This window comes from Flavobacterium noncentrifugens (assembly GCF_900100375.1).
Lineage (GTDB): Bacteria > Bacteroidota > Bacteroidia > Flavobacteriales > Flavobacteriaceae > Flavobacterium > Flavobacterium noncentrifugens.
Map to the genome: position 1 here is coordinate 1 of NZ_FNEZ01000007.1, position 17,724 is coordinate 17,724.

A 17,724-nucleotide genomic window follows, 5' to 3' on the forward strand; every position below is an offset into this window, starting at 1 on the left:
CTTTCAAAACGGCTGTCAATTCAATATGTCTATGAACGTGTCTTATCTTTCTTTTCGCTTATCAAACTCACTTTCGTTTGTCTCTCAAAGCGGGTGCAAAAGTACAACTTCTTTTTTCCTGTGCAAGTCTTTTTTGAAATAATTTTTGAATTTTATTTCCGCTGAACTTGTATCACAATCTTTCTAAGAACTTGCTCCCTTTTCGATCTCTCGAACCGGGTGGCAAAGATAATTACTTTTTCCTTTTCTGCAAACCTTTTGTAAAGTTTTTGTAAACTTTTTTTCCAGTCTGCCTTTCAGTAAATAAGTAAGAACGTCTTTGTCAATGCGGGTGCAAAAGTAGGCATTCATTTGACTTTTCCAAACTTTTTGAGCATTTAATTTGATAGTTTTTTGTTGAAATTATGTAACTCGCTGGAAGGTAGTTTTTTGAAGGCGAAAGTTTTTTTGAAGGTTTTTGCTTCGGTTTACCAAGATGCCCATTTTGAACACAATGCCCCTAGCCCCGATTGAAGCGGAAATCCTTTTTTATGGGTTTACTGTAGCGCAGCGGAAGGAAAATCTATAAAAAAGATTGTAGCGCAAAGCGGGAAATAGATCCAAATTCTAAAGAAAGCAACTCCCAAATCCCAAAACAAACCCAAAATTCAAATTATACACTATATATATATTGTATGTGTTTTGCGAATCCGCTATATTTGCGCTCATAAATTTTGAACAATGATTAAGATTACACTACCAGATGGTTCCGTAAAGGAGTTTTCCAATGGCGTTTCGCCGATGGATGTTGCAATGAGTATTAGCGAAGGCCTGGCCAGAAACGTGATTTCGGCTTCCTTTAATGACACGACCGTTGAAACGACGACGCCTTTGACGACCGATGGTTCTCTTATATTATATACGTGGAATGACAAAAACGGTAAGAAAGCGTTTTGGCATTCGACTTCGCACGTCATGGCACAGGCTTTGGAGGAATTGTATCCTGGAATCAAACTGACCTTAGGGCCGGCGATTGACAACGGTTTCTATTATGACGTGGATTTTGGCGATCAGAAAATCACTGAAGCCGATTTTAAAAAGATCGAAGACCGCGTGCTCGAGATTTCAAGAGGCAAATATGAATTTACGATGCGCCCGGTTTCGAAAGCCGAAGCGCTCGAAGTATATAAGGACAACGAATACAAAACCGAACTGATCTCGAATCTCGAAGACGGAACGATCACGTTTTGCGACCACGCCGATTTCTTTGATTTATGCCGCGGCGGACACATTCCGAATACCGGAATCATCAAAGCGATGAAAATCATGAGCGTGGCCGGAGCGTACTGGCGCGGTGATGAGAAAAACAAGCAGTTGACTCGGGTGTACGGCATTTCGTTCCCAAAACAAAAAGACCTGACTGAATATCTTGAGTTATTGGAAGAAGCGAAACGCCGCGACCACAGAAAACTCGGAAAAGAATTGGAGTTGTTTGCGTTTTCACAAAAAGTCGGACAAGGTTTGCCATTGTGGCTGCCGAAAGGCGCTGCTTTGCGTGACCGATTGGAGCAGTTTTTGAAAAAAGCGCAGAAAAAAGCCGGATACGAGCAAGTGGTAACGCCGCATATCGGGCAAAAAGAACTATATGTAACTTCTGGCCATTATGAAAAATACGGCGCCGATAGTTTCCAGCCAATTTTAACTCCGGCTGAAGGCGAGGAATTTTTATTAAAACCGATGAACTGCCCGCACCACTGCGAGATTTACAACGTGCGTCCGTGGTCGTATAAAGATTTACCGAAGCGTTACGCCGAATTTGGAACGGTTTACCGATACGAACAATCGGGCGAATTGCATGGTTTGACGCGCGTTCGCGGATTTACTCAGGATGACGCGCATATTTTTTGTACGCCGGACCAATTGGATGAAGAATTTAAAAAAGTAATCGACCTTGTACTATATGTATTCGGATCGTTGGGATTTGAGAATTTCACGGCTCAGATTTCTTTGAGAGATCAGGAAAATCGCGAAAAGTATATTGGTTCAGATGAAAATTGGGAGAAAGCAGAGAACGCGATCATCAGCGCTGCAGCCGATAAAGGATTGAACACGGTTGTTGAATATGGCGAAGCGGCATTCTACGGCCCGAAACTCGATTTCATGGTCAAAGATGCACTCGGCAGACAATGGCAACTCGGAACGATTCAGGTGGATTACAATTTGCCGGAGCGTTTTGACTTGACTTATAAAGGGTCGGACAACGAATTGCACCGTCCAGTGATGATTCACCGCGCGCCGTTTGGCTCGATGGAACGTTTTATCGCGATTTTGCTCGAACATACAGCAGGAAATTTCCCACTTTGGCTGATGCCGGAACAGGCTATAATCTTGTCTTTGAGCGAGAAATATGAAAATTATGCCAAAAAAGTTTTAGAATTGCTGGAAAATCACGAAATTCGCGCCCTAATTGACAACCGCAACGAGACAATCGGCAGGAAAATCAGGGAAGCTGAAACACAGAAATACCCGTTTATGCTGATCATTGGCGAGGAAGAAGAGAAAAACGGCACCATTTCCGTACGACGCCACGGCCAGGAAGGAAAAGGCAATATCACCGTTTCAATCGACGAATTTGCAGCGCTGGTCAATGAAGAAATCAGCAAAACATTAAAAACATTTAACGTTTAACTTAAAATAATAAAGTCATAGCAATAAGAAGCAACAAGGGTTACCAACCCAGAGTAGAAAAAAAAGACGCACACAGGATCAACCAGCACATTCGTGGTGTCCAGGAAGTGAGGCTTGTTGGCGAGAACATTGAGCCGGGACTTTTCAAGCTTTCGGAAGCTTTGCGCCTTGCAGACGAATTTGAACTGGATTTAGTTGAAATTTCGCCAAACGCCGATCCGCCGGTTTGTAAGATCATGGATTATAAAAAATTCGTGTACGAGCAAAAGAAACGCGACAAGGCATTAAAGGCAAAATCTACTCAGGTCGTTGTAAAAGAGATCCGTTTTGGACCTCAGACCGACGAACATGATTATGAATTTAAAAGAAAAAATGCAGAGAAATTCCTTAAAGAAGGTTCGAAATTAAAAGCTTTCGTATTCTTCAAAGGACGTTCGATCATTTATAAAGACCAGGGACAAATCTTATTGTTGAGATTGGCGACTGATCTGGAAGAATTCGGAAAAGTAGAATCGATGCCGGTTCTCGAAGGAAAGCGGATGATTATTTTCATTGCGCCGAAGAAGAAGAAATAGTGAGCCAAAAGGCAAATTCATAACGAACTGCCCTAGCCCGGATTGCAGCAGAAATCCTTTTGTGGAGTTTACGAAACAAAAGATTGCCGCGAAAAGCCGGATTAGCTCCTAATAAAAATGTAAGTAAGTTAAATTAAATAAATTCAGGACAAGATGCCTAAAATGAAAACCAAATCCAGCGCCAAGAAACGTTTCAAAGTTACCGGCTCAGGAAAGATTAAAAGAAAACATGCTTTTAAAAGTCACATTTTGACTAAGAAATCTAAAAAACGTAAACTCGCGTTGACACATTCAACACTCGTTCACAAAACAGATGAGAAAAGCATCAAACAACAATTAAGGATTATCTAATACCAAGCAATTGGTGTTTGAAACAGAGCGAAAGTTCTAATTCTTTAGGTTACAAATTATTTAATAACCTTGGAGTACGGCATTAAGTTCCCTTGATTTAATTCGGGACGCCTGCTACAAAAAATCAGCAAATTATGCCAAGATCAGTAAATTCAGTTGCTAAAAGAGCAAGAAGAAAAAAAATAATGAAGCAAGCCAAAGGTTTCTTTGGCCGTAGAAAAAACGTTTGGACGGTAGCTAAAAATGCCGTGGAAAAAGCGATGGTTTACGCTTACCGCGACAGAAAGCAGAACAAGAGAAACTTCCGCGCACTGTGGATTCAGCGTATCAACGCAGGAGCACGTCTCGAAGGAATGTCTTACTCACAGTTCATGGGGAAAGTGAAATCTAATGGAATCGAATTGAACCGTAAAGTTCTTGCCGATCTCGCGATGAACCACCCGGAAGCTTTCAAAGCCGTACTTAACAAAGTAAAATAACGTTTTATCAACTACATTTAACTTACTTACATAGGAAACCCGTTCGAAAGAGCGGGTTTTTTTATGCCTATTTTTTGGGCGTTGCCTTTGGCCGGGCTATCCGCTCTATCTTTTACGGCTCCGCTGCGCTGCGACGTAAAAGGATGCCGCTTCCATCCCTAACGCGCCAAACATGAAACTTTATACATTGACCTTTTGCCTGATGCCTTTCAACTTTATCTCATTGTTTTTCAGCATATTAAAAATATTTTGTTATCTTTAACAACCTGCTAACCCCAGATTTGCAAAAACTTCCCGCCTGCTTTGGTATTATCGAGATATCAGTTCATTCCCAAAGCTTCATGGCCTATAAAATCCGATCGTAAAAGAATATTATCATTGTCACGACTACTCGTTGCAACGCATTGCGCTTGGTTATAAACAGTCAAAAAATCCTACAGCCTTTTGGCAAATGAATTTATCAAAGTTCAATTGCCAAGTTCCGCCCCAACCAAATTGACAATTAAAACATCTTTATAACCTTTAAATAACAAACCCATGAAAAAATTATTCCTTATCGCAGTATTGTTTGCGGCTTTTGTTTGCAATGCACAAAAAAAGACCAACGGCACCATTTACATCGAACATCCGGCTATTGCCGTCGTAGAAAACATGACCAAAGCGTTTGTCGCCGGTGATGTGCAAAAGCTCGCCACATACCTTTCAGATGATTTCAGATCTTACAATGGCGTCAGCGGCAAAATCACCGACAAAGGCGACGACAAAGCAGCTTATCTGCAAATGGCAAAAGCCTGGCACGACCAACTCGACTATTACTCGATCACACCCTGGGGAGAAGCCTATCCCGATGCGTTGGAATACAAAAAAGACAACGACAAAAACGTGATCTGGGTGCTTAGCTGGGACAAGCTCAAAGGCGTACACAAAGCCACCGGCGTAAAAGTAGAAATGCCGCTGCACCGCTCTTTCGTAGTCGACAAAGACAACAAGATCAAAATGGCCATCGATTACATGGATTCGAACGTAATTACAGAAATCAGGCAAAGCTACAGCGACCGCACCAACGGCACGATTTACAACCACCACGAATACATCAATACGGTCAAAAAAATGGTCTATGCCCTTGAAAATAAAGACTACGCAAAATCTTACAGCTTTTATGCCGACGATGCGCGTTTCTTTTCCTTAGGCGATTTCAGCAAAAACGGGATTTCCCTTGAAGAGCAAAAAGCCATGGACAAAAAGATACTTGAAAAATTTGAGATCAGCAGCATCGACATCGTTGGTTATCCGGATTACCTGCATTATGAGCTTGGTGATGGCCGCACGGTATTGTCATGGTGGAACTTTAACCTGATCCGGAAATCCGATAAAAAAACCATTGTTTTTCCAATCCATCTTTCAGATGAATTCAACAAAGACGGCAAAATCACGTCTGAAACGGCGTATTATGATTCGAAATTATTAGACTAAAATTTATAAAATAAATAGCAGCGACAAACATAATTGCCGCTGCTTTGTTTAGCGCTTTTCTAAAAAACTTTAGATCATCGAAACAAAAAAAGTATCACGGATAAAGGATTATTGCTAATTTTAGACAAAATTATATCCGTAAAATGACCTTTCGAAAACTGCTTTCAAAAATGGGTTTTGCTTTGTTATCGCTTGTAGCGCTTTCTGCTTCGGCACAAGATACTTTAAAACTAAAAAGCGGCTCCTTAAAACGCGTACAGATTTTAAATATTAACGATGAATCCGTGCATTTTAAACCCACTCCGGAATCACCAAACGCCTTTTATTTCGCCAAAAGCGATATCGAGGAAATCTGGTTTGGAAACGGAAAAAAAGAAAAAATCCTTCATCCCGAATTGACTGAAGAGGAACTGAAGCTTAAAGCAACCACACTATTACAAACCAATGCACACCTGAAAAAATCAAAAAATCCCATCCAGGTGCTTTTTGACAGCAATCTTTTGGTACTTTCCGAAATCAATCCAAATGATAACAAAACCATTGGAACCTCAAAAACTTACGATCTTTCAAAGGTTTTTGCTTTTCAACCTGTTTCTTACCGTACAGGCGACTTTGCTTTCCTGAACATTGTAATCATGGTTCGTGAAAATGATTCGGCCAACTGGGAACAGCAAAAACTCGTCCTTGCCATCGACCATCAGGAAAAAGCGGTGCTGTTGCTTGATGTGCTTAAGCAACTCAACGAAATGCTCAATCAAAAAAACGATCCTAAAAAATAAATTCCGATGTATATACCGCTAATCAATCACATCGAAAAATTCATTTCCCTCGACGAAAATGAAACCCAATTGCTGCGAGACGCGCTCCAATTCAAGACCCTCAAAAAGAAAGAAAACCTGCTCCATGCCGGACAAATCTGCCACCACCAATATTTCATCATCAAAGGCTGCTGCCGCAATTTCATCATCAATGACAAAGGCAACGAGCAAACGACCCAATTCGGGATCGAAAACTGGTGGCTCAGCGATTTCCTGAGTTACCACAACGAACGCCCTTCGGATTTCTACATCCAGGCCATAGAAAATTCTGAAATCATCGCTATCGAAAAAATAGACATGGAGGACTTGCTCGTAAAAGTCCCCAAACTCGAGCGCTATTTTCGACTGGTACTCCAAAAAGCATTCGGTGCCTCACAAATGCGCATCAAATACCTGTATACCCAAAGCGCCGAAGAACGCTACCATTTTTTCAATGATTCATTTCCTGAATTCACCCAGCGTATTCCGCAGTACATGCTCGCTTCTTACCTTGATTTCTCCCCGGAATTCCTTAGTAAAATCCGCGCCGGCAAAGTCTGACTACAATCAAAATCAACTCAGGACCTTGCAACTTTGCGACTCAGCAACTTCTTAAACTACTTCAAGTTTTTTTAAAGCTTAATACAAGAACTTTGTTCCAACTTTAAAAAACAACGAAAATGCAAACCAGAATCAATTTTTCAAAAGTAGCTCCCGAAGCGTATACTGCTCTGATGAATCTTGAAAAATACATTGGCACAACAGGTCTGGATCCAATCCACAAAGAACTAATCAAAATCCGTGCATCCCAAATCAACGGCTGTGCGTTCTGCATCAACATGCACACTGCCGATGCCCGGAAAATCGGTATGACCGAAAGGCATATTTACCTGATCAGCGCCTGGCGTGAAACCGATTTTTACAGCGAACAGGAAAAAGCAATCCTCGCCCTGACCGAAGAAGTAACCTTAATCAGCAACCACGTTTCAAACGAAACTTACGCGAGTGCAGCCAATCTTTTTGACGAAAAATACCTCGCCGAAATCATCATGGCGATTATCACGATCAACACCTGGAACCGTTTCGCGATCACGACCGGATTGCGCGTTGCCTGATTTTAAATTTAATTTGTTTGAAGAACCATCGTGAAAGCGGTGGTTTTTTTATGGGCGTTGCCTTCGGCCAGACTTTTCGCTGCAATCTTTTAAACTTCACTGCGTTGCGTCTAAAAGGATTTGCGCTGCAATCCTTAACGCGGACGGCAGCAAAAATCCAAAAAAGAAATTCTGAAACAGCAATCAACAAATAAACCGCTTCAATTAAATTTATTTTTGTTTGTTTGAATTTCATAACTTTGCCCCATGAGCAAAACCGAAACTTTACAGGATTTTTACACCCAAAAGCAACTCAACCAACCCGAAGGTTTGCATCCCGGCGTGGGCCATTTTAACGTGTTCCGACTCGAAGACTGCCTCCAAAAAGAAGGAAGCAGCATCACTTACAGCCGTCGCGATTATTACAAAGTCCTGCTCATTCGCGGCAAAAACCACTACCATTATGCCGATAAAAGCATCGAGATTTCCGGTTCGACTTTATTGTTTTTCAATCCACAGGTTCCATATACCTGGGAATCATTATCCGAAAATGTCACCGGATATTTCTGCATTTTTACAGAATCGTTCTTCACCGAAAAGATCAAAACCAGCCTCAGCGAACTTCCCATGTTTGCGCCAGGCGGAAAACCAAGCTATGTTTTAAATGATGCTCAAGATGCTGATGTCGCTGCAATTTTCAACAAAATGCTCGAAGAGATCAGTTCTGATTATGTTTATAAATATGACTTGTTGCACAATTATACAACTGAACTTACGCATTACGCGCTAAAGCAACAGCCTTCAGAAACTCTTTACCAACATCCTGATGCCAACTCCCGAATTACTTCCGTATTCAGGGAATTGCTAGAAAGGCAGTTTCCAATTGAAACGCCGGGACAACGTTTTACCTTGCGTTCGGCCAAAGATTTTGCACAGCAGCTTTCCGTTCACGTGAATCATTTGAACCGTGCCATTCGTGAAACCACCGGAAAAACCACGACCGATTACATTACGGAAAGATTGGTTTCAGAAGCCAAAGCCTTACTAAAACACACCGACTGGAATATTTCCGAAATCGGGTATTGTCTCGGTTTTGACGAAGCGGCGCATTTCAACAACTTCTTTAAAAAACAAACCACACAAACCCCTACATTTTTTAGGAATGTTTGAATTTCGTAATCATCCGTTTGATTCGCGCAATCTCAGCATTGCATAACCAACATACCTTTGCTTCATCATTTAAAACATTAAATCATGAAGCATTCCAATCAAAAAACGTGGTTCATTACCGGCGCTTCCAAAGGGCTCGGACTCGCATTGGCAACAAAACTTCTTAACGAAGGTTATGCTGTTGCAGCGACTTCGCGAAATTCTAAAAATTTTCCGGAAGTTTTACTCCAAAATCAGGATTTCCTGGCTTTGCAAACTGATTTATCTGATGAAAATAGCATCCGGAATTCAGTCGAGCAAACCGTCAATCATTTCGGCAAAATTGATGTCGTTGTCAACAATGCCGGTTACGGAATTGGCGGCGCCATCGAAGAACTCAGCGAAACCGAAATCAGCCAGAGTTTCGATGTCAATGTTTTCGCTACCTTAAAAGTCATCAAATCAGTCATGCCGCATTTGCGGGCGCAGCGCTCCGGGCATATTATCAATATTTCGTCGATTGCCGGATTTGCTGCAGCAACCGGCTGGGCCGTTTATGCGGCGGTAAAATTTGCAGTCGTTGGCTTATCAGAAGTTTTGGCAGAAGATGTCAAAGAATTCGGTATTCACGTTACAGTTGTAGAACCCGGCGCTTTCCGAACGCAATTCCTGAGTTCAGAATCTTTGGTTCTCGCGCAAAATCCGATCGAAGATTACACAGAGATCAGAAAATCCCACGAGCGCTACGCTTCTTTCGACGGTGCGCAGATTGGCGATCCGGACAAAGCCGCATCCGTATTTATCGACCTGGTTAAAAACCCGAATCCGCCGATCCGGTTGTTTCTGGGCAGCGATGCTTTCAACCGCGCGACAGAAAAAGTCAGCATCCTGAGTGACGACTTGCAAAACTGGAAAGCCGTTTCCATTTCAACCGATTTCAATTAATTTTCAAACAACAATCATGAGCAACAAAAAAGTATGGTTTATCACCGGAGCTTCACAAGGTTTCGGATTAATATTGGCAAAAAAATTATTAGAAAAAGGCGATTTTGTCGCAGCCACTTCAAGAAGAAAATCTGATTTGGAACGTGAAATTTCACCAAAGTCTAATCAATTTCTTCCACTAGAAATGAACCTGACCGATGAAAACGATGTCAAAAAAGCGATCGATGAAACAATCGCTGCTTTCGGAAAAATCGACAACATTATCAATAACGCCGGTTACGGTTTGCTTGGCGCGGTTGAAGAATTATCAGATGCGGAGGCAAGACAAAATTTCGACGTCAATGTCTTCGGATCATTAAATGTTATTCGTCAGGCGTTACCGCATATGCGCAGGCAACAATCGGGACACATTTTCAACATTGCATCAATCGGTGGTTATTTGGGAGATTTTCCGGGATTCGGGATTTACTGCGCCACTAAATTTGCAGTCGTCGGATTTTCTGAAGCGATGGCGATCGAACTCAAAGATTTCGGGATCAACGTCACCGCAGTACTTCCCGGTTATTTCAGAACCAATTTCCTGACATCGGGTTCGTTGTCCACGCCGCAAAATCCGCTTGACGATTACAAATCAACACGCGAATCACAGGAATTACACCAGCAGCAAATCAACAACAACCAACCCGGAGATCCTGAAAAAGGCGCGGCAGCGATCATTCAGATTGCTGGAGAAAAAAATCCGCCAGTACATTTATTCCTCGGAAGCGATGCGTATGGATTGGCGAAAACCAAAGCCGAAAATGTGATGAACGAGCTCGAAGTATGGAAATCGGTGACTGTAAATACCGATTTTTAAATTCTTCTAACAAACCAAAAAGCTACAGAATCAACTATATGAAACTGTAGCTTTTTTATTTATACAGATATTTTGTTATTCGAAAACTTCTTCTTTTTCCCCATCAAAACTCGCAAATACCATACTCGGATGCGAATCCTGATGAAAGATATTTCCATGGGAATCAATCGCGATTGCTCCGGCAAAACCATCAAAAGGCTTTAATTCCTCAAAAGTCTTCTCAAATGCTTTTTCAATGGTAAAGCCATCGGTGACACGCGTGACAATTTTTGCTGCGACAGCGCCGCTGACAATGTCTTCGCCGACACCGGTTAAACTGACGCCGCAAAAATGATTGGCATAATTTCCGGCTACAGTAGCCGAATCGGAAACGCGCCCCGGAATTTCAAAACCTTTTCCGCCGGTTGAAGTCGCAACCGCTATTTTTCCGTGTGTATCTAATGCGACACAGCCTACTGTTCCGGTTCCAGTTGGTGCTTTCTTGGCCACGTATTCTGCACGGCGTTGCGGAATTTCAGTCGAAAAAACCTCAAAACCCAATTTGCGTGCAAAATCGGTTGCACCATCGCCGCCCAAAACCTTATCTTCGCTGTCCATCAGCAATTGCGCCACCTGAATAGGATTTTTGACTTCTTCTATATTAATGACACCGCTCATTTTTTGGGTCGAGCCGTCCATTAACGATGCGCTCATCCGGATTTTCCCGTCGCTTTGAATTTGCGAACCGGTTCCGGCATTGAACAATTCGTCATCTTCCAATAAAGTAACGGCATGAACCACCGTTTCCAAAGCCGAATGATGCTGTAAAAAGTCGTACGAATTCTTAACAATTCTAAGCAAAGCCTGTTGTTTGGCGACTTTCGTTTCGTGGTTGGTCGATGATTCCGAAAAGAAACCGCCGTGAATGATAATTTTCATGTGTGGATTTTAGTCGTCTGAAAGCATTTTTAATTCATCTGCATATTGCGACGACTGGATGTTCATTTTGTGTGTTTTCAAATCGAAAGTGTCGTATTTGCTCATCACATGCGTGACCAAATGGTTGATCGAGATTGGCTGGCCCATTTCAACCTGCGTTAAATTCGTATCTTTAATTTCACGCCCATCCACCAAAATCACAAGCCCAGAACCAATTGCTTCCATTTTTTCATTGTTGGTAATCAGCAAACCGGTGTCTTCCCCAAGCCCGATTCCCAAAACTTTTGGGTTTCCAACAACAGCCTGGAACAATCTTCCGATCCTGCCGCGCTGCACAAAATGCGTGTCGATGATCACGCCGTCAATGAGTCCGAGTCCACTCGTAATTTTCACTTCACCTTTCAGCAAAGCTTCAGAACTGCTGCCCTGGTAAATCATCGTGTTCGACGCCGCCGCGGCTCCCGCAGAAGTTCCGGCATATATAAAGTCTTCATTGTGGTATTTGTCGAGGATCAGGTCGTGAAATTCCGTTCCGCCTAAAATGGATGTCAGCCTCAACTGATCGCCGCCGGTAAAAATCAATACATCAGCTGCTTTTACACGATCTAGCACTTCCTGGCTCGTTGCCTGTTCTCGCTTTTCGATATGCAAAACGTCCACATTTTTCGCGCCCAGATAATTAAATGCTTTTACGTATTCTGGTCCGATTTCACGCGGAATTTTCGAAGCCGTCGTAATGACTTCAATTCGCGAATCGATTTTATTCTTGGACTCGTTCAGGATCCGTTTCAGAATTCCGGTTTCAAAAAAGTTCAGATTATTGGCTACATTGGCATCCAGGTTCGTTTCAGTAAAACTCCCTTTGTCAACGGCGCCGCCTATAATGATTAATTTTCCTCGTATGTTCATCTGGTAAAAATAACCAAAAATTAAAATAAACCAAACGTATTTATGTTTTTTAGAAGCAGAAAATTCGGGCGTTAAAGGAACTTTTGTCCCGCTATCCGTTGCAATCTTAGCTATTAAATTAGCATTTAATAGCTAAGGATTTCCACTGCTATCGGGGCTAAATAACAAGAGCTTCGTTTCCATCACAACAATTCCCGACTGAAAATCAGGTTCCAAAAAAGAAAAACCTCAAATAAATCAAATAAATTTTGAAAACCTGCTGGAAAAATTTACTTTAGTAAAATCAATACCTTTTCTTTTTAACAAAACTGCTATCAAATAAACAAACATTACTTCGTCTATGAAAATCTTAAAAGTGCAGGCGCTTCGCGGCCCGAATATCTGGAGTGTCCAAAGAAAAAAATTAATCCAGATGCGTTTGGATCTCGAAGAAATGGAGCAATTTCCAACCAATAAAATCGACGGTTTTCAAGGGCGCATCATGGCGATGTTTCCTACCATGTACGAGCATCGTTGCTCCGAAGGCGTCGACGGTGGGTTTTTCATGCGCGTTGAGCAAGGCACCTGGATGGGACATGTGATCGAGCACATCGCCCTTGAAATCCAGACACTTGCCGGAATGGAAACTGGTTTCGGACGCACCCGCGAAACCAAAACGCCCGGAATTTACAACGTTGTTTTTAGTTATACCGAAGAAAATGTCGGGCTTTTCGCAGCCGAAAGTGCTGTAAATATCGCCGAAGCTTTAATCGCCGGAACAGATTATGATCTTGAAGGCGACATCCAGAAAATGCGCGAAATCCGAGAACGCGTAAGGCTTGGGCCAAGCACGGGAAGTATCGTTGAAGAAGCCGTTGCCCGAGATATTCCGTGGATTCGCCTCGGAACGAATTCACTCGTACAACTCGGATATGGCGTCAATCAAATGCGTTTTCAGGCGACCATTACGTGTAAAACGAGCAACATTGCAGTCGATATTGCGTGTAATAAGGAAGAAACCAAACGCATGCTCGATAACGCTTCTATTCCCGTTGCCAGTGGTGGCATTTGTATGGAAGAAGAAGATTTGAAAACAGTTGTTGACAAAATCGGTTATCCAATTGTAATCAAACCGCTCGACGGAAACCACGGAAAAGGCGCTTCTATTAATGTATTGAACTGGGAAGATGCCGTTGCAGGATTGGCTTACGCAAAAACGTACAGCCGCCGCGTCATCGTCGAAAAATTCATCACCGGTTTTGATTTTCGGGTTTTGGTTATCGACAACAAACTCGTTGCAGCAGCGAAACGCGTTCCGGCACACGTCGTCGGAAACGGAACCCATGCTTTACAGGAATTGATTGACACGGTCAATCTCGATCCGCGACGCGGTTACGGACATGAAAATGTCCTGACTCAAATTGATGTCGATCGCGACACCTTGGATTTACTAGAAAAATTAAATTATACTTTAGAAACCGTACCTAAAAACGGAGAGATTGTTTATTTAAAATCAACTGCCAATCTCAGTACCGGCGGAACTTCTGTCGACGTTACCGACATGATGCACCCCGAAAATATTTTCCTAGCCGAACGCATCTCGCGTGTCATCGGACTCGATATTTGCGGTGTCGACATCATGGCAGAAAATTTAACGCAGCCTTTAAAAGAAAACGGCGGTTGTATTTTGGAAGTCAACGCAGCCCCAGGTTTCCGCATGCACTTAGCGCCGTCTGAAGGTTTGCCGAGAAATGTAGCCGCTCCGGTAATCGACATGTTGTACCCGCCAGGAAAACCAAGCCGCATCCCAATCATCGCGGTAACCGGAACCAATGGAAAAACGACCACTACCCGATTGCTTGCCCATATTGTAAAAAACAACGGTTATAAAGTGGGCTTTACGACATCTGACGGAATTTACATCCAGAACCACATGATGGAAAAAGGCGACACGACAGGGCCATTAAGTGCAGAATACATTTTAAAAGATCCAACAGTGGAATTTGCAATTCTGGAAACAGCCCGTGGCGGAATTTTACGTTCTGGTCTGGGTTTTAGCCGTTGCGATATTGCTGTTGTAACCAATATTCAGGAAGACCATTTGGGAATCAGCGACATTCATACACTTGACGATCTGGCACGTGTCAAAAGCACCGTTGCAAAAAGCGTCAAAAAAGACGGCTGGGCGATTTTAAATGCTGAAGATGAGCAATGCGTCAAAATCGCATCTGAACTCAGTTGCAATGTGGCGTATTTCAGCATGGATGAAGAAAATCCGCTGATTAAAAAACTGAGCAAAGAAGGAAAAATTGTCGCCGTTTATGAAAATGGTTTCATTACCGTTAAAAAAGGCGAATGGAAAATCCGTGTGGAAAGGGCGACGCATGTGCCGCTGACTTTAGGCGGAAAAGCAAAATTCATGATCGCAAATGCGCTCGCCGCAACCTTGGCCGCTTATTTATGGGGATTCAAAACAGAAGACATCAGCTTGTCCTTACAGACTTTTATTCCGAGTGTCGCGCAAACGCCTGGAAGAATGAACATTTTCGACTTCAAGCGCTTTAAAGTACTGATCGATTTTGCCCACAATCCGTCGGGATATTTAGGAGTCGAGGACTTTTTGAACAGTGTCGATGCGAATAAAAAAATCGGGATTATTGCCGGTGTTGGCGACCGACGCGATGAAGACATTAAAGAATGTGCGAAAATCGCCGGAAGAATGTTCGATCATATTATCATCCGCCAGGAAAAACATTTGCGCGGAAGAACCGAACAGGAAATCATCGATTTAATCCTTGAAGGCATTGCAGAATCAGGAAGAAACGTGACGCATGAAATCATTACAAAAGAGGTCGAAGCGATCAAACACGCGATCAATTCGGCAGAAGAAGGTACGTTTATTGTAGCTTTAAGCGATGTGGTGACGAACGCGATTGAAATCGTACAGGAATATTTAGATAAAGAAAACGAGGAAGGTATTGTCTAATTTTTGTTGATTATCGGAAATTTCATAGTCAGAATAAGTTTGAACCATTAAGAAATGAAGGAACATTAAGACAAATGGCTTCATGCTTTCTTAATACCTTCTGGTTTATAAAAAAATTTAATCGGCTGAAATTTAAAACAGCTAATCAATAATTTTACGAGATTGTAACAAAGGATCATGTTAACAGACCAACAAAGTCAGTTTTCATGATCCTTTTTTAATACTTTTGTTTTTCAATTAAATCCAAACACATGAATAAAAAAATCGTACTGTTTTTCAGTTTTTTCATTGCGGTTTCGACCTTTGGGCAAACCAAAAAAATCACGCTAGAAGATGGCGTTTTACAGCAGAACAGGTTATTTCGGGCTGATAAATTATTGGGTTTCCAATGGATACCGAACACCAACAAATATGTTTATGTTGCCGATTCGTATAAGAAATTAATGACGGCCAACACTGCAAATTCCAAAGCAACCGAATTGGTCACACTTGCAGATCTAAACAAAGCCTTGTCATCAGATTTTAAAAACTTCTTCGGGTTAGAATGGAAAGATGCAAATACATTTATCGTTAGCAAAGACAACAAATATTACGAATACAATCTTTCCACAAAAGCTGGAAAACTCATTTCTGAACTCCCTGAAAAAGCAGAAAACGCCGCATTTGATGATCAGAAAAACAATATTGCTTACACCCAAAAAAACAATCTGTATATTTTAAATGCCAATAAAGAAAAAGTCGCCGTAACCAATGAAAGCAACGAAGCAATCGTTTCAGGACAGTTTTTTGCAAGAAGCGAATTCGGGATTACTGTGGGAACATTCTGGTCGCCAAAAGCTAATTATTTAGCCTTTTACCAAAAAGACCAGACCGAAGTGGCCGATTATCCATTATTGGACATCAATGAAACTCCGGGAAAATTAGAAAATATCAAATATCCGATGATCGGGCAAAAAAGCGAAAAACCAAGGGTCGGGATTTACAACCTGGCTTCTAAAAAAACAGTTTTCATTGCGCCAAGAGGAAATGCTGATGACTACTTAACGAACCTTTCTTGGACTCCAGATGAAAAATTTGTAGTGATCGCTGAACTGAACCGCGGGCAAAACGACATGCATTTAAATGTGTACGATGCGAATACGGGCGCTTTCGTCCGTACGATTCTTGAAGAAAAAAACGACAATTGGGTAGAACCGGAACATCCGGCGTTTTTCCCAAACTCTAAATCAAACAATTTCATCTGGATCAGTGAAAAAGACGGATTCGACAATTTATATTACTATTCGCTTGACGGAAAACTCATCAAACAACTGACACAGAACAAATTTGTTGCACATGAGATTTTAGGCGCAAATCCTGCCGGAACAGAAGTTTATTTTACGGCAACAGGCCCAAATCCGACAAATATGTTAGGATATAAAGTGGATTTAAAAGGAAAGCAAACTTTAATTACCAAGGATGAAGGCACACATACCGTTGCAGTGAGTACCGATGGAAACTGGGTATTTGACGAATATTCAAACCATACAACATCTTCAAAATCGTTATTGTACGACAAGAATTTAAAAGCACAGACTTTACTCGTCAGTGCTAACAAATATGACGGTTACCAAATGGGAACTGCCGAGGTCAAAACGATCAAATCTGCCGATGGAAAAACCGATTTATACACGAGATTGATCAAGCCAAGCAACTTTGACCCGACGAAAAAATATCCGGTTATGGTGTATGTTTACGGCGGTCCACATGCACAAATGATCACGAATTCCTACCTTGACGGAGCCAATTTATGGATGTACTGGATGGCCGAGCAAGGTTATCTTGTCTTTACAGTCGACAACCGTGGCTCGGGAAATCGCGGATTTGCATTCGAAAGCATCATCCATGGAAGATTGGGTGTCAACGAAATGGACGACCAGATCAAAGGTGTGGATTATCTAAAATCATTGCCTTATGTTGACGGCAATCGATTGGCAGTTCACGGCTGGAGTTTCGGCGGATTCATGACTACTTCACTAATGTTGAGAAAACCTGATGCGTTTAAAGTAGGTGTTGCCGGCGGCCCGGTAACCGACTGGAAATACTATGAAGTCATGTATGGTGAGCGTTACATGGACACGCCTGCAGAAAATCAAAAAGGTTTTGATGAAGCCAGTACACTGAATTATGTCAAAGATTTAAAAGGAAAACTGCTCTTAATTCACGGAACGAGTGACGATGTGGTCGTGATGCAGCAAAATTTCGCCTTGGTTAAAAAGTTCGTAGAAGCAGAAAAACAAGTCGACTTTTTCCCTTATCCGATGCACAAACACAATGTTGTTGGCAAAGACCGTGTGCATTTGATGACTAAGGTTTTAAATTATATTATTGATAACAATAAGTAATTTTATTTGAAGCTATTTCCTGCTGTCCGCTAACTCGAGCAAAGCGAACTGACCGAGCACAAAATCAAAATTATTATTTTGTGGGGTAATCTTTTTTTCGTTCCTCAAAAAAGGGTGCCGCTTCCATCAGGGCTAAAAGAGCCAGTCGTAAAAGATTGGCTT

15 protein-coding genes are annotated in these 17,724 nt (G+C 42.0%); 13 read left to right on the plus strand and 2 right to left on the minus strand.

All coding sequences use genetic code 11. The features are described 5' to 3' along the window. Positions 1–720 precede the first annotated feature (720 nt). From thrS to BLS32_RS16380, 11 genes are all read left to right on the plus strand, one after another. The gene (gene thrS / locus BLS32_RS16325) at positions 721–2,667 is read left to right on the plus strand and encodes a threonine--tRNA ligase (RefSeq protein ID WP_091398476.1); all 1,947 of its coding nucleotides are present in this window, start codon (positions 721–723) and stop codon (positions 2,665–2,667) included. Between the two features lie 17 nt (positions 2,668–2,684). Continuing rightward, positions 2,685–3,242 (plus strand): translation initiation factor IF-3, encoded by a 558-nt coding sequence (gene infC, locus BLS32_RS16330; protein WP_174799822.1) that lies wholly within the window; start codon positions 2,685–2,687, stop codon positions 3,240–3,242. A gap of 153 nt (positions 3,243–3,395) precedes the next feature. After that, positions 3,396–3,593: a 50S ribosomal protein L35 gene (rpmI, locus tag BLS32_RS16335; protein ID WP_091398482.1), complete on the plus strand. Its 198-nt coding sequence runs from the start codon at positions 3,396–3,398 to the stop codon at positions 3,591–3,593. Between the two features lie 134 nt (positions 3,594–3,727). After that, complete coding sequence (rplT, locus tag BLS32_RS16340; RefSeq protein ID WP_091398485.1) at positions 3,728–4,072, plus strand: 50S ribosomal protein L20; 345 nt, start codon at positions 3,728–3,730, stop codon at positions 4,070–4,072. A 537-nt stretch (positions 4,073–4,609) separates the two neighbouring features. Next, the gene (locus tag BLS32_RS16345) at positions 4,610–5,545 is read left to right on the plus strand and encodes a nuclear transport factor 2 family protein (RefSeq protein WP_091398488.1); all 936 of its coding nucleotides are present in this window, start codon (positions 4,610–4,612) and stop codon (positions 5,543–5,545) included. Positions 5,546–5,688: 143 nt separating this feature from the next. After that, entirely contained in the window at positions 5,689–6,324 is a 636-nt protein-coding gene (locus BLS32_RS16350) for a hypothetical protein (RefSeq protein WP_091398492.1), read from the plus strand. A 6-nt stretch (positions 6,325–6,330) separates the two neighbouring features. Beyond that, positions 6,331–6,903 (plus strand): Crp/Fnr family transcriptional regulator, encoded by a 573-nt coding sequence (locus BLS32_RS16355; RefSeq protein ID WP_091398495.1) that lies wholly within the window; start codon positions 6,331–6,333, stop codon positions 6,901–6,903. 119 nt (positions 6,904–7,022) lie between these two features. After that, positions 7,023–7,457, plus strand: coding sequence for a carboxymuconolactone decarboxylase family protein (locus BLS32_RS16360; RefSeq protein ID WP_091398498.1), 435 nt, complete (start codon positions 7,023–7,025; stop codon positions 7,455–7,457). A 246-nt stretch (positions 7,458–7,703) separates the two neighbouring features. Continuing rightward, positions 7,704–8,606, plus strand: coding sequence for a helix-turn-helix domain-containing protein (locus BLS32_RS16370; protein ID WP_091398504.1), 903 nt, complete (start codon positions 7,704–7,706; stop codon positions 8,604–8,606). Between the two features lie 84 nt (positions 8,607–8,690). Then, positions 8,691–9,530, plus strand: a complete 840-nt coding sequence (locus BLS32_RS16375; RefSeq protein ID WP_091398507.1) for an oxidoreductase — start codon at positions 8,691–8,693, stop codon at positions 9,528–9,530. 16 nt (positions 9,531–9,546) lie between these two features. Continuing rightward, positions 9,547–10,386 carry an oxidoreductase gene (locus tag BLS32_RS16380; RefSeq protein WP_091398512.1) on the plus strand — a complete coding sequence of 280 codons (840 nt, stop codon included), beginning with the start codon at positions 9,547–9,549 and terminating at the stop codon, positions 10,384–10,386. Positions 10,387–10,461: 75 nt separating this feature from the next. On the opposite strand, the gene BLS32_RS16385 is transcribed toward BLS32_RS16380, so the two are convergent. Then, the gene (locus BLS32_RS16385; protein ID WP_091398515.1) at positions 10,462–11,304 is read right to left on the minus strand and encodes an isoaspartyl peptidase/L-asparaginase; all 843 of its coding nucleotides are present in this window, start codon (positions 11,302–11,304) and stop codon (positions 10,462–10,464) included. A gap of 9 nt (positions 11,305–11,313) precedes the next feature. Continuing rightward, positions 11,314–12,213 (minus strand): cyanophycinase, encoded by a 900-nt coding sequence (locus tag BLS32_RS16390; protein ID WP_091398516.1) that lies wholly within the window; start codon positions 12,211–12,213, stop codon positions 11,314–11,316. A 340-nt stretch (positions 12,214–12,553) separates the two neighbouring features. Between BLS32_RS16390 and cphA the strand changes: the two genes are divergently transcribed. Continuing rightward, a complete protein-coding gene (cphA, locus tag BLS32_RS16395; protein ID WP_091398519.1) occupies positions 12,554–15,178 on the plus strand; it encodes a cyanophycin synthetase in 2,625 nt (874 codons plus the stop codon). Between the two features lie 251 nt (positions 15,179–15,429). After that, complete coding sequence (locus BLS32_RS16400) at positions 15,430–17,562, plus strand: S9 family peptidase (RefSeq protein WP_091398522.1); 2,133 nt, start codon at positions 15,430–15,432, stop codon at positions 17,560–17,562. Positions 17,563–17,724 lie beyond the last annotated feature (162 nt).